A 13118-nucleotide genomic window follows, 5' to 3' on the forward strand; every position below is an offset into this window, starting at 1 on the left:
CTAATTTGCTCGACTGCTTACTTGTCTCATTAATGCTTACGAAACACCCAAATTGGCCCGATTAAGAGGAACTGAACATCTTCAAAAAACGATGGTTTCTTCCCTTCGATTTTGTGCCCGATAAACTGGAAAATCCAAAGCACACCAAACAGCAGCATAGAAATCTGTAAGACTGGCCAACCGAGTATGTCCATCGACCAGATGAGCCCAATACACGCAACGGTGTAACCAATCATCATCATGAATACGCTGAGAGACAGACGGAAGTAGAAGATCCAAGCGGGTAAAGCAACAACCCATACCCAGTTGAGATTGAATCCAAACAAAGGAATTTGCGGAATAGACCAAATCAACCCAACCACGGATAAAAAGATACCCGGCACCGCCACTTTATGAATCTTTTGATTGATTGGGTTTTGATGGCTTTCACCGTAGGCTTCTAACCATTCAGAGAGTTCACGCATAACTTCACCTTTAACATCGCTATAACATTTATATAGTCGGTGCGAGTTAAAGGTGCGAGTTTTTGTCCGAAGATATTGATAATAAACAAAGTATCTGTGACCAAGCACAAACTATGTTACTGATATCCCAATGAAATACGCTGCGCTTTCGTTAGTTTAGCAACCACTAGGTCATAAGAGCGTTCGCACAAATCCTGCACGAAGCCATCTTCAACATCGCCATTGAAGTAAACCGTAATCCAATGACGTTTGTTTAGGTGATAACCCGGCGTTATATCGGTGAACTGGGACGTTAGTACTTCCCCATCTTCAGGTGCTACTTTCAGACTCACATACTCTCGTCCGTGGCGCTGTGCCAAAACCGCAAACATCTTGCCTTTAATTTTGAAGACGAGCGCTTCAGGGCCAAATGGGAAACTGCTTTCTGCACACATGAAAGTACCAAGAAATTGCTCTAACTCTTTAATATTCATCCGTAATCCTCTTTCAAACCCATGACTTAGCTCTACTCATACTGCGGTAATAGAAGCTTTAACGCCTGATTAACCTGCCCTTTTTCTGCACTGTTTAAGGAGCCCATCAGATCATGTTGCGCTTGAAGGTGTTGCTCTATCAGTGAATCAATCAGCTCAAACCCTTTTTCTGTGAGTTCGACAGTGACACTACGGCGATCTTCTTTACTGTGCTCACGCGCAATAAGACCTTTCTTCTCTAGCTTATCAAGCCGATTCGTCATGGCACCGGACGTCAGCATCATGGATGAAATCAGCTCCGATGGCGTTAAACGATATGGCTGACCACTGCGTCGCAGCGTTGCTAAGACATCAAACTCACCCATTTTGAGGTCGTAACGTTTATGCAGTTCGGCGACGTGGTTCTCCATGTGCTTTGCGATTCTCATCAAACGCCCCATGATCGCCATCGGTTCGGTGTCGAGCTCCGGCTTTTCCTTAGCCCACTGGCTTACCACTCTGTCAATTGCGTCCATTACCCTTTCATCTCCAAAGACATTTTGATTTACGAATTTATTTTAACATAAAGATACTTTACAAAAAGCCACCACGAGCGTACCTTTACAATAAATTATCTCAACGTAAAGATATTTAACATGAACATTTTACTCGCGATGATTCCGGCGTTCTTTTGGGGCACCACTTACGCCGTGACACAATTTACTTTGCCAGACTGGCCGCCAGTGTTGCTTGGCGCGCTGCGAGCTTTGCCAGCCGGCCTTTTGTTGCTTGCTATCAAACCATCACTACCAAAGAAACAAGATTGGAAGATCTTACTGGTACTCGGCACGATCAATATCGCCCTCTTCTTCGGACTCATCTTTGTTATGGCGTTGACCTTGCCTTCTGCAATTTCCGGAGTGGGTATGATTTCTGTCCCTGTGTTCGCGATGCTGTTTGGCTGGGTTGTGTACAAGCGACAACCGAGTTTGATTCAAGGGATAAGCGGCGCAGCGCTGATTGCACTGGCGTGGTTCCTGTTTGATCCTAGCTCGATCACACTTAACCCAATTGGCTTAATTGCTATGCTATCTGCAATCATGTGTATCGTTATCGGCAGTAGCGTCACTAAGTCTCTTGGTGCAAGAATGCACTGGTGGACGGTGCTAACATGGCAGCTCATTTTAGGCGGCATCATTCTTTCTATCGCTGCAGCCATCTTCGCAAGCTTTGATCCAGAGCCGTACGTGAGCGCCATGCAAAACGCATCATTAAGAAACGTCGGTGGTTTATTGTGGGTCATCGTCCTTAACACCGCACTTGGTTACGGCATGTACGTGTGGCTATTGCAACGCATGTCTGTGGTGGACTTTACCTTCGGTGGTATCGCAAACCCAGTCGCTGGCATTGTTTCTGGCTTAGTATTGATGGGCGAAAGCTTCACTCCCGTTCAATACAGCTTGATGCTTGGCATGATCCTGATGTCGCTCGTTCCGCAGCTGGTGATGTCGTTTAAACAAAAACGCAGCATCAATCACGCAAAGCCTTGTGAGTCATAACGCTCTGCAACGTGAAAAACAAAAGCCCGAGTTTATGCTCGGGCTTTTTGGTTCTGCTTTCTTCACTTCACCGTTATCGGCTTATCTTTCACTCCAGCGTAAAACACCAAAATCTCTACCGGCTCCTCACCCGTATTTGCGCCAAAATGCCATTGGTCGACGACTTCCGCAATTGCATCTCCGGCATTCAGTACGATCTTCTCTTCATCCTTTTTCGTGACTGTGATTTCCCCTTTCAGCACAATGCCTGCATTAATGACAGGATGTTGGTGCATGGGAAGCTGCACGCCCTTCGGGACGGTAATTTTCAAGATGGTGACTTCCGGTTGGCCTTTGGGGTATTCAGGCAGCGTAGTGCCATCCCAACTGGTTGTCGTCTTTAGGACTACGTCAGCCTCTACTGAATCTGGCAAATGGGTGTCTGCCCATACAGAGCTAAACACCAATGAAAGTGCAATCACTGCGGTTTGAATCGGTTTCAAAATCCTCTCCTTGCTTATTGATAACCTTTGTTTAAACAGTAAGAGAGGATGGAAGATGATGACGAGTGGATGAGAAGAAGTGTGAGCGAAACAGCGAAGCCTATTCCCATGATACAACAGCCGACTCTGTTGTTGAGCCCAGCATCACTCTTCTACTAGGCTGATTTCGATGCGCTCTTTGCCTTTGCCGATGTTCTTTCGTTTTAGTTGAATACGCCCAACTTCCGACGTGTTCTTTAAATGAGTGCCGCCACACGGGACTTGCGCAAAGCCCTCAACTTTCCAGTAGCGACGCTGTTCGCTGGTATCAGAAAAGTCACTGATGATGCCAGCATGAGAATCGATCACACTTTGAGCTTGTTGTTGCAGCTCTGGCAGCAGTGGTTTAACGCTCTCATGCCACTCAAAATCAATCCGGCTTTTGTCGGCAGAAATGTGCGCACCGACTTTGGTCATCTCAGGAAAACGGTGAGTCACGACTTCAAGAATCACTTCCGCGGCGAAATGCAGTTTCATCAAAGCATAACGACGCGCCCAATCAATCTGCGTGGTCACGACTGCGCCAGCTTGAAATTTTGGCTCACGTTCCAGAGTGTAAACAATCGATAGACCTTGCTTTTCAGCCTTTATCACTTGGATACCACCGATGGTGCCTGCATCGCTTTCTTGACCTCCAGACTCGGCGTAAAAGATGCTTTCTTCTAGCTCGATACAACGTCCGTCTACGCGAGAAACGGTAGATTCCAACTCGACTTGATACGGGTCATCCCAAAATACTTTGTGCGTCATTGCCTTCCCTGCAATTTATCGTGGTGATGCCTTACTTTAGGTGAGTTTTATATCAATGCATAGCGTATCTGTGTGATTCTCTGCCCGATTTCATCCATAAAAAATGCCCACCGAATCGGCAGGCATTTTCAATTTCACAAAGTTTTGGCGCAGAATAGCGTCTTTATTGGGAGAGCTTTTTCATCTGTAAGCCCATAAAGATGAAGCTGATGCCTTCAATCAGTAGCGAGATGCCCACAAACGTGCCCAATAGCGTGGTTGAGAATGCAGGATCATCAAGCAACATGAAGAAATAACCACCGATCAGCACTGAAATTACGCCACTGAATACAATAACGTTGCTGCTTGGTAGGCTACGGTTGCTCAAACCAAAGAAGATACGAGTCAAACCGTTTAAGATCATCACAATCACCATCAACATGGTAATCGTGACAAGGCCCGCCAGTGGTTTGAACAAGATAAACAGACCACCCACGATATACAGTACCGCACTTAATACATACCAAAGCTTCTCTTTCCAAACATTGATGGAGAATGTGTGGTAAGCCTGAACCAGACCACTGAACAAGAGTACTGCACCCACGATGGTTGAGATCGTCACGCCTGCCAGTACAGGCAAACTCATGGCACCAATGCCCATTAGTGCGATGATAACGCCAACGATAACGAAGTATTTCCAGCCTTTAGATAGGAATGTAGGCTGTTGTGATTGATTAGAATTTTCCATTGAATGCCTCTTGAATTAAACGCGAGCCGCCTTTTCAGTCTAGTCTAATAAAATATAGAGAGTTCACAGACTTAACAGAAATACGTGTCCCGTTTGCATAAAAGGATGTTAAACCCGTATCACATCATCGCCTATACGCTATTTTTGAATAATAAGTTTCAAGATTGCTGGATTAAACCAGTGCAAAACAAGGAGATGGAGAGTAGGATTAGCGGCTTTTCTAACGCCAGTTGCCTGACTTTTCCTTAGACGTTCCCACTCCTTTCATTCAGGCTACTTTTTGAGGATGACATTTTGCTCGATCATCATATTCGCACCTTCATTTCTGAAAAGCTGAGCTCAGTAGGTATCAACAGCGACCCTTATGGTATTGAACTCACCTCTGTCTTTATTTTAGCGAGCCTTACTGCGGCCGCTCTCAGCTATTTGATTGTGCATCACCTGATTGTTAGAACGGCCAACAACGTTCTGATGAAAACCAACAAACCACTCGCTGAGAGTTTGACCAAGTACGACGTGTTAGAGAAGCTGTCGTTGCTCATTCCCATCATGGTGCTCGATGTCTTCATTCCACTTGCTGTCGGCCATTATGATTGGTTGGCGGCGATCTTCGATAGAATTTTAAGCATTTCTATCTTGGTCATCTTTGTGTGGATGATCTTCGCCCTACTCGATGCTATGAATGACATCGCGACGTTTAAAGGTATAACCAAAAGAATGCCGATCAAGAGTTTTGTTCAGTTGATCAAACTGTTCACCTTCTTTGTTGGCGTTGTGGTGTCCATGTCGATTCTCGCTAACGAATCCCCAGTCATCTTCTTGTCAGGTTTAGGTGTCGCAACGGGTTTCGTGATGCTGGTGTTTAAGGACACGATATTGGGGTTTGTTGCTGGCATTCAGCTTTCTGCAAACCGCATGATCAGCTTAAACGATTGGATTCAGATGGACGCCTATGGTGCAAATGGCACAGTAGAAGAAATCTCGCTGACGACGGTGAAAGTCAGAAACTTCGATAACACCGTAAGCATGCTGCCCGCCTATGCGCTAGTTCAGAACGCGTTTATCAACTGGCAAGGTATGTCTGATTCTGGTGGCCGACGTATTAAGCGTTCCGTTAATGTCGACGTCACATCGATTCGTTTCTTGTCTGATGAAGAAATTGAAAAGCTGAAAAGCATTCGAATCTTACGCCAATATATTTATGAAAAATCGCGTGATATTAACGAATACAATGAAGAGATGAGCGACGAACCAGCCTTTGGCAACCTTCGTCAAATGACAAACTTAGGTATGTTCCGCGCTTATATTAATGCGTACCTAAAAGCGAACAAAGATATTCACCAATATATGCTGATTATGGTTAGGCAATTAGAACCCACACCAGAAGGTATCCCGCTTCAAGTCTACGCTTTTACCAATAATACCGACTGGGCGTATTACGAAGGCGTTCAGGCGGACCTGTTCGATCACATCTACTCTATTATGCCTCTATTTGGCTTGCGTCCTTACCAGATGCTAACCAGTAATGACGCTAGACAAATTGCATTGGAAAATACCACCAGCAAAAACACTCAATAAAATAACAATGAGGGTGAAGCCTATGCTTCACTCTCTAAACTGGGAGTGAGGCCTTTGCGATTGTAACGATGCTCCGCTAGCACACCATCTTGTACCTTGTAACGCAAACCGTATTTACCAATACAGCCTCGTAACCTCGAGCGCGTCAAATCCGATAAATCAGATGCGGTACTTGCCTTGTCTACAAGCTGCACCCAATACGTTTCCATTTTGTCTTTCACAATGATCCCCCGACCAACATTTATAGATTTACCGAGAATTCTTGCAAATACCGATAGTGGTCTGGATAGCATACGACAGAACTTTTCTGACAGAATGCCTACGAGAATCGCAGATTTCTCGTTCAATGCGGTATTAATACGTTGAAAATAAAGCTTTCCGTCTATTTTTTGGCTTGGTTTGAAATGGAATTAAATTCCATAAAAATAGATGAAATTTGTTGGATTTAAGAATTTCAGCTTAATCGTTTTAGCTAAAAACAATATTTATTGAGTGAACCAGAGGTTGTTTCTCCCCTGGTTCACTAAGCAGCTCAATCAATTATTGGCATGCTGAACCTTTGCCAGTCCATACAGAAGAAACGTCCGGCTGATCACCACGCGTCCACCACTTCGCCTCATACTTAACGCCGTTGTACGTCACTTGATCACCGCCGGAATAAGCTTTTTGAGTTGACCACGGCAGCGCTACATCGCTGATTAGCTCCCAGACATCACTGTTATCAGGTTGATTGTTCTGGCTCCAGTACTTTGCTTTCCAAACGAGCTGCTTGTAGCTGACAAGGTCACCACCCGAGTACGATTTACTTGCTGACCATACAGCGTAGTTCGCCGCATTTGAGTCGCTGATGCTGCAGGCATTGTTGTTAGCTTTGACTCTCACAACCGTGCTTGAACTGGCACTTTCCCCTGTTGGATCAGAGACGACTACAAGGACCGTAAATTGGCTATCGACTGTTACTTCCGGAACCTTCACACGAATAGTGCCTACTGATACAGGCTGATAAGCTAGGTCCGATGTATGCCATTGATATGAAAGCACGTCACCATCTTGGTCCGATGCCGTTGCGGCAATCTCAATAACTGCACCAGATTTTGCCTCCATGCTTTGCGGGAGAGACACTTGCGGCGCATGATTTTGGTTTGCTTGAGGCTGAGCATTAATCATCACCGTATCTTCAGAACTTGCTTTTCCATCGAAGACCGTGACGGAAAAAACGTACGACTCCGCTTTGTTAGACTCCGGCAAAATGACACTGGTGTTAACTTTGTCGGTCGACTGAATGGTCGCAGGTAAACCCGAGATTTGCTTCCACAGGTAAGTTAACTCATCGCCATCGGCATCCGCTGACTGTTCTGCAGATAGCGTAATGGCTGCGCCTGACAGTACTGACTGATCTTCACCAGCATGAGCAACAGGTGCGCTATTCTCCGTTGGAGTTGAGTCGGTTAAGGAATCAGACTGAATAATAGAAACTTTGAGGTCTTGCTTTGGTTTCTCAATGTCTAACGAACTCAACACCGTGTTATCGCAGACAACTTCTGCTCTTGTCGGTGCATCCGCTTGCTTGAGGTTGATGTGGAACTTGTTCATCACGTTATCGTCATAACGGAATCCAACCAATTGGTAGTTATCCGTTTGGTAGTTTCTACCGTTATACACTCTGACATAACATCCATTTGTGTTTAGGCTCTCTGCTGGAGTCGGCTGATAAACAAAGCCATACGCACCATGTAATGCTGGGAAAATATAGCTGTTAAGTGTCTGCTGAGGGTCGTAGTAACCAACAAGCGTTGTAACAGCGACACCGCTATCCGTAGGGACACGTGTTGGGTTATTTTCCGCTACCTGAGCTTCACTGGTTTCTTGCCAATCTTTACCGTCACTGATGTAAAACTTGCTGTCACCACGATTCAAGTTCACCGATTGACCATTAATATGAACTGTCACGCCATACCCAGAGTAACGTGCAACGTTCACCACTTTACCCGCGACAACATTTGCAGCACTCGGCAAGTAAATATCGCGTATCCAACGGCCGTCGCCCGTTTCTACCTTTGTGATATCAAAGTCATTGATGTAACCCAGCAGCACTGAACCAGCCGTGTCGTCTTTGATCGTATTTAGTTGAGATTGCGAGGCGATAGATTTGGCCAACAAGAGCGCTGGTTGTTCAAACTCTTGCATCGTTTTGGTTTCATCGTTCCATTTACTAAAGCCAGTCGGCGATGCCTCATCAAATGTCGCCTTTTTCTCCATAAAGGTCTGAATCTTTTCTAGCACAAACGGAGTATGCAGGGTGTACTTGGAAATCGGTGAAGTTGGCTCACCGCCCCCCATTGCATCTCTGTTGAACTTATAGCCTTCGAAAGCTGGGATTCCTATGCCGTCGGTACAACAAACCTGATCCTGACCATTGCGCTTGTTCCACATGAAGTTAGCAATAAAACGCTGTTGGAATTGATCCCAACCCCATGCAGAGTTTATGTCTGTAGATGGCCGATGCGTTGTGCCATCCGTGCCACCCGGCCAGTGCCCGAGGCCAAAGTTATGCCCGACTTCGTGACTCCATTCATTACCTAATGATGAATCGATAGTCACCATACCGTTGCCACCACTGCCACCGTGAGCAACTACGCCATTTTGATAACGCCCTACTGCGGCAATCGCTGTAATTTGATTCGCCGTGTATGGATGCGCTCTCTCGGAGATCGCCGTTGAAGAGTTGATGCCATAGTTTGCTAGGTTGATGCCGTGCGACATCAGAATCTTGGTGGTATACGCACGCATATCCCCTTTGTGCCAAGTACCCGTGCTCGGATCTAATTCAGTTAATAAACGGCCATCTGGCAGCATCACTTCATTGAGTTTCACTGTCTCGTATGGGTTAACGATCAACTTGCTTACCGGAATTTTTTGGAAGTAGTCTCTATGTCTTTCAGGATTGTCTGCGAAGTAAAAACGGCCCCTTGGATTGGTTAGCATCCCTAAATCCATCGTGTTTATCAGCAATTCGTTCGGCGCACCAATATCCAAACCGGAGAGGACGCCTGATGTGCTTCCATTCAGGAGCTCTAGAGTAAGGCCGGGTTGTACCCAAGTCGCTGGCAGTGTCACTGACCACATATCTTGCGCATAGGTAATGTCGAGGTTTGGGCCATCGTGACTCGGTATTTGCTCTGGTGGGTTCAGTGACAGCACACCTAATTGCTCACCATTAGCATCGCGCCCAATCACTTTCACTTGCGTCGAGTCCAGTACGTTCTCGACAGGTTTAACAAGCAGCAAAATATCGCGCAATGCAGTGAGGTGCGGCCTAGGATCGCCTTTATCATTGTGATGAGGAACCGTGATGTTTTGCGCATAAATGACCATCGCCTCAAAATCACCCTGTAAGTCATTAGTCGGCTGATTATTATTGAATGGGATAACCTGAGCGTGAGTAACGCCCGTGAATAATAATCCGCAAGCGACACTTAACCCTATACTGACCTTATTTGTTTTCATACCTTTCCCTTATGTTTGTATTTCAACCACTTTGTTTATTACTTTTATTTCCCAGCAATTGTAAAAATCAACTTCATGAAATCAGATTTTTCTCCCGAGAAAGTTCAGGTTAAAACGTTAAAATATTTCTTATCGAGCAAGCACGAACAGAGCGTCCATTTCATGAGTTTAGAAATTACTTAATTAGTTTTAGAGAATTTAAAGCTCTAACCTGCGAATTAACACCGCTTTCAAAGCCATCAAGGAAACAATGACAAACCCCAAGATAAAGGCAATAAATATCAACACCTTAAACGAAAACTAACTATTAGAAGCATAAATTAATTAAATATTTATCAGCATATTTCTGTAAATAAAAGTTAAATGAATAAGTTTTAAACCAACCTCTTGTTGTTGAAAGGATCAGACTTTTACTACAGCACTATTATTTTCATCCGACTGATAAATAAGAAGATTAAAAAATATCGCATAAAGTCTGTTTAATATGGAATCAGAGTCATAAAATTCATTAGCCAATAAATTTTGCTTCATAACTTGCTGAATCGACACCTCAGTTTTCAAAACTCTATTTGAAATTCATGATGTTTCGGAAATAAAAAAGCGGAGAAGGAAAACCTTCTCCGCTTTGGGCTATTTATACGTTCGAGGGAAAACTAAGGTGTCACGTCTGTAAACGTAAAAGTCCCGTTATCCAATTCACGTTTCACTTCTTGCTTTTTGTCAAAGTCAATCTTAGTCAGGTCAACTTTCTTGATTCGACTATCGTGCATCGTAGTGTAGTACAGCGCCTTGTTACCTTGATCAATCACCGAGGTCCATTGCGTCGCACTCGGCAAATCAGGGATATGTTCACGATATTCAGGCCCAAATTCTGTACCAATTGGAATATCGAAGTTGTTCAAAATGTGGAATGCTTGTGACACCGCCTCTTCGCCCGTTTTCGATTCCGGAGCAGTGTTGACGAAAAACGCTGCACGAACAAATCGCGATGGTGGCGTAATGTCCCCTGGCATACCCAAGAAGCCAGAGCCAATACCGAACGACTTCGCTTCAACACCACCAAATTTGGTTGGCGCGCTAGTGCCCGGCTGCAAATGAATGTAGTTGTTTAAATTGGTCACTTGCCATGGGAACGTTGGTGAGTTTGTTAGTACACCTACTTCGTTATCGTAGATGTGTACTTGGCCATGATCCATGATTTCAATGACGATGTTGTTACCCGCTTTATCGGTAACACGCCAGTGACCAGTTGGTGAAGGTTGTCCTTTCTCATCGATATAAACCGGAACAATATCGATGTTTTTCATCGCCGTTTTTACTTCATCGACGGTTTTGAACTGCGACAGCATCCAACGAACAAAGTCCATATCTGCAATGCTGTTTGCACGGTCTTTCGCGTCGTACGCTTTTAACGAGCCGTAACCTTTGAAGTAAAACAAACCGGCAGTCAGTCCCTTTTCATTGATGCCTTCACCAATGAAGCGATCGTCACTGACGGAGATCCCAACAAAGCCATACTTGCTCTTCCAACTCAAACCTTGTTTCTGGTCCGGCATAGTCGAGGTAAACGTGTAATCACGGGGAGCAACAATCAACTTGCTGTTGAGATCGTTTTCGCCCCACTCAATTGTGCGAGCATGAATGTGGTCATTCGCCACAGTAGAAAGAGAGATGCCAGTACAAGCACTCGCCGGAACGATAATGCTCGCAGAAAGTGCCATAGCAAGGAGGGTTTTCTTTATCATTTTTAGATCCACCAAGGAGGGGTAACATTTCGCGATTGTAGTCCTTTCTAGGCAACTTACAATCGAAAAGATATCAAAATGGTGGAATATAAAATTGTATCATTCGCTAAAACGGAAACGCCCAAAGCAATTAGCTTTGGGCGTTTCTTCTAACAAAACCTTGTTAAGGCGGATGTACGACATATCGAGCGTTACAACGTCATGTGTAAAATTGGAAATGGTTTACCCATATCATCGAGTGGTGAGCGCGATTCGATTTTAAAGCCCATACGTTGGTAAAAACCGACGGCTTGTGGGTTTTGCTCATTCACATCGACTTTTACTGCGCCGAGATATTTTATCGCGTGTTGCAGCAACATCTTACCTATGCCCTTTCCTCTTGCTTGATCTAGAAGAAACAGCATCTCGATTTTTTCATCATGAACACCAACAAAACCTTGTATTGCACCTGTCGTGTCTTTCACACACTTTAAGGTGACTGCAGGAAATGCCTGCTCAATGATGATGGGTTTAAAAAACTCAATATCTTCTTCTGTGATGAAGTCATGCGTCGCTCGGACTGAATTTTCCCAAACAGCTAGCAGCTCTGCGTAATGTTCAGGAAGCACATTTTCTACCGTCATAGATGTTCTCTCTTTGAGTGGACTGAAGTTCAATGTGCAGCCGCGAAGTGTGAGTCTAGCAACTTGGTGATGCCGTGTACATTGGAAGCTCCTGTTCATTGAGATCCACTGCCCATTGAATCGCAATGGCGGAGGGTTTGTCCTAGCGCAATTAACCACAATTTAAACATGGAAATATAACCTTCTTGATACAACACTTAATAAAAAGGAGGTCGATATGAAAAGATTTCAAAACATCTTATTCGTAAGCCAAGGATTGGAAGGTAAAAGTGATTCACTGGAACAAGCCATGAAACTCGCTAAGTCGCATGATGCACGGTTATCGGGGTTAATTGTTTGCCCTGCGATGCCAACCAACATGAGCGAGTATCAACACACTTACGAAAACTCTCTGATCGAAACTTTGTTTTCTGATATCAAAGCGGCACAGGATCTTGATCCCTCTTCCGACATAGTAGAGCCGTTCCCTATTAATGTTGAAAGTGGCGATCAGCCCGGCGTCTCCATCATCCAGTCTGTCTCTAAGCAACACTATGATCTCGTCATTAAAGATGCAGAACCGCTGGATGAAGGCAGCAAAGGGTTCAAAGCACTCGACATGAAGCTTCTGAGAAAATGCCCCTGCCCAGTTTGGTTAAACAGAAAACCAAAACACTCAATGGTGAAAAAACGCGTTGCCGTTGCTATCGATCCGATTATCTCCAGTAAAGAACAAGAAGTCCTTACGGTTGAATTGCTGCAACTTGCGCGTGCAATCGCCGACTCTTTCAATCGACAATTACACATCGTGTCGTGCTGGGAATATCAGATGGAAAGCTATTTGAGGCATCACGTGTGGATTCAAATCGAAGACGATGTGCTAGATCAGCAGATCAACGCGCACCGAACTGCACACCGTGAAGCGCTCGATGCCATTATTGCTACCTCTGGTATCGCTGGCGATTCTGTTGTTCATCACCTTCATGGTTCTGCGGATGAGCAAATCCCTCGCTGGGTCACTAAGGAAGGAATCGATGTATTAGTAATGGGGACAATCGCGCGTACCGGAATCCAAGGAGTAATCATTGGCAATACCGCAGAGAATGTCCTGCAATCAATCGACTGCTCGCTGGTTGCTTTAAAACCTGAAGGCTTTATCTCTCCCTTGGCGTAAAAATGAAAAAAGCCCGCCTCTCATATCAAGAAGCGGGCC

Annotated in this window: 13 protein-coding genes; 3 read left to right on the plus strand and 10 right to left on the minus strand. The window is 44.9% G+C overall.

Annotated elements, in window-relative coordinates:
• Nucleotides 1-29 precede the first annotated feature (29 nt).
• From ATB78_RS11005 to ATB78_RS11015, 3 genes are all read right to left on the minus strand, one after another.
• On the minus strand, nucleotides 30-464 hold the full coding sequence (locus ATB78_RS11005) for an Mpo1-like protein (RefSeq protein ID WP_009706035.1): 435 nt from the start codon (nucleotides 462-464) through the stop codon (nucleotides 30-32).
• Between the two features lie 116 nt (nucleotides 465-580).
• A complete protein-coding gene (locus ATB78_RS11010; protein ID WP_061008685.1) occupies nucleotides 581-937 on the minus strand; it encodes an MmcQ/YjbR family DNA-binding protein in 357 nt (118 codons plus the stop codon).
• Nucleotides 938-969: 32 nt separating this feature from the next.
• Nucleotides 970-1452: a MarR family transcriptional regulator gene (locus ATB78_RS11015; RefSeq protein WP_009706033.1), complete on the minus strand. Its 483-nt coding sequence runs from the start codon at nucleotides 1450-1452 to the stop codon at nucleotides 970-972.
• Nucleotides 1453-1572: 120 nt separating this feature from the next.
• Between ATB78_RS11015 and ATB78_RS11020 the strand changes: the two genes are divergently transcribed.
• Nucleotides 1573-2475 carry a DMT family transporter gene (locus tag ATB78_RS11020; protein WP_061008686.1) on the plus strand — a complete coding sequence of 301 codons (903 nt, stop codon included), beginning with the start codon at nucleotides 1573-1575 and terminating at the stop codon, nucleotides 2473-2475.
• A 62-nt stretch (nucleotides 2476-2537) separates the two neighbouring features.
• On the opposite strand, the gene ATB78_RS11025 is transcribed toward ATB78_RS11020, so the two are convergent.
• The 3 genes from ATB78_RS11025 to ATB78_RS11035 all read right to left on the minus strand — a co-directional run bounded on the left by ATB78_RS11025 (nucleotide 2538) and on the right by ATB78_RS11035 (nucleotide 4473).
• Entirely contained in the window at nucleotides 2538-2957 is a 420-nt protein-coding gene (locus tag ATB78_RS11025) for a cupin domain-containing protein (protein ID WP_061008687.1), read from the minus strand.
• A gap of 144 nt (nucleotides 2958-3101) precedes the next feature.
• Nucleotides 3102-3746: an alanyl-tRNA editing protein gene (locus ATB78_RS11030; protein ID WP_061008688.1), complete on the minus strand. Its 645-nt coding sequence runs from the start codon at nucleotides 3744-3746 to the stop codon at nucleotides 3102-3104.
• A 163-nt stretch (nucleotides 3747-3909) separates the two neighbouring features.
• Nucleotides 3910-4473: a DUF308 domain-containing protein gene (locus ATB78_RS11035; protein WP_005427746.1), complete on the minus strand. Its 564-nt coding sequence runs from the start codon at nucleotides 4471-4473 to the stop codon at nucleotides 3910-3912.
• A gap of 294 nt (nucleotides 4474-4767) precedes the next feature.
• Here ATB78_RS11035 and ATB78_RS11040 point away from each other — a divergent pair, with 294 nt between their 5' ends.
• Nucleotides 4768-6051 carry a mechanosensitive ion channel family protein gene (locus ATB78_RS11040; RefSeq protein ID WP_005442923.1) on the plus strand — a complete coding sequence of 428 codons (1284 nt, stop codon included), beginning with the start codon at nucleotides 4768-4770 and terminating at the stop codon, nucleotides 6049-6051.
• 20 nt (nucleotides 6052-6071) lie between these two features.
• Here the strand turns inward: ATB78_RS11040 and ATB78_RS11045 are convergent, their stop codons facing one another.
• The 4 genes from ATB78_RS11045 to ATB78_RS11060 all read right to left on the minus strand — a co-directional run bounded on the left by ATB78_RS11045 (nucleotide 6072) and on the right by ATB78_RS11060 (nucleotide 11926).
• Nucleotides 6072-6272 (minus strand): hypothetical protein, encoded by a 201-nt coding sequence (locus tag ATB78_RS11045; protein WP_009706027.1) that lies wholly within the window; start codon nucleotides 6270-6272, stop codon nucleotides 6072-6074.
• Between the two features lie 319 nt (nucleotides 6273-6591).
• Nucleotides 6592-9558 carry a M66 family metalloprotease gene (locus tag ATB78_RS11050; protein WP_061008689.1) on the minus strand — a complete coding sequence of 989 codons (2967 nt, stop codon included), beginning with the start codon at nucleotides 9556-9558 and terminating at the stop codon, nucleotides 6592-6594.
• Between the two features lie 653 nt (nucleotides 9559-10211).
• The gene (locus ATB78_RS11055; RefSeq protein ID WP_061008690.1) at nucleotides 10212-11303 is read right to left on the minus strand and encodes a choloylglycine hydrolase family protein; all 1092 of its coding nucleotides are present in this window, start codon (nucleotides 11301-11303) and stop codon (nucleotides 10212-10214) included.
• 191 nt (nucleotides 11304-11494) lie between these two features.
• A complete protein-coding gene (locus ATB78_RS11060; protein WP_045404322.1) occupies nucleotides 11495-11926 on the minus strand; it encodes a GNAT family N-acetyltransferase in 432 nt (143 codons plus the stop codon).
• 217 nt (nucleotides 11927-12143) lie between these two features.
• Here ATB78_RS11060 and ATB78_RS11065 point away from each other — a divergent pair, with 217 nt between their 5' ends.
• Complete coding sequence (locus ATB78_RS11065; protein ID WP_061008691.1) at nucleotides 12144-13079, plus strand: universal stress protein; 936 nt, start codon at nucleotides 12144-12146, stop codon at nucleotides 13077-13079.
• The last annotated feature ends 39 nt before the right edge of the window (nucleotides 13080-13118 follow it).

The sequence above is a fragment of the Vibrio sp. CUB2 genome (assembly GCF_001557945.1).
Lineage (GTDB): Bacteria > Pseudomonadota > Gammaproteobacteria > Enterobacterales > Vibrionaceae > Vibrio > Vibrio owensii.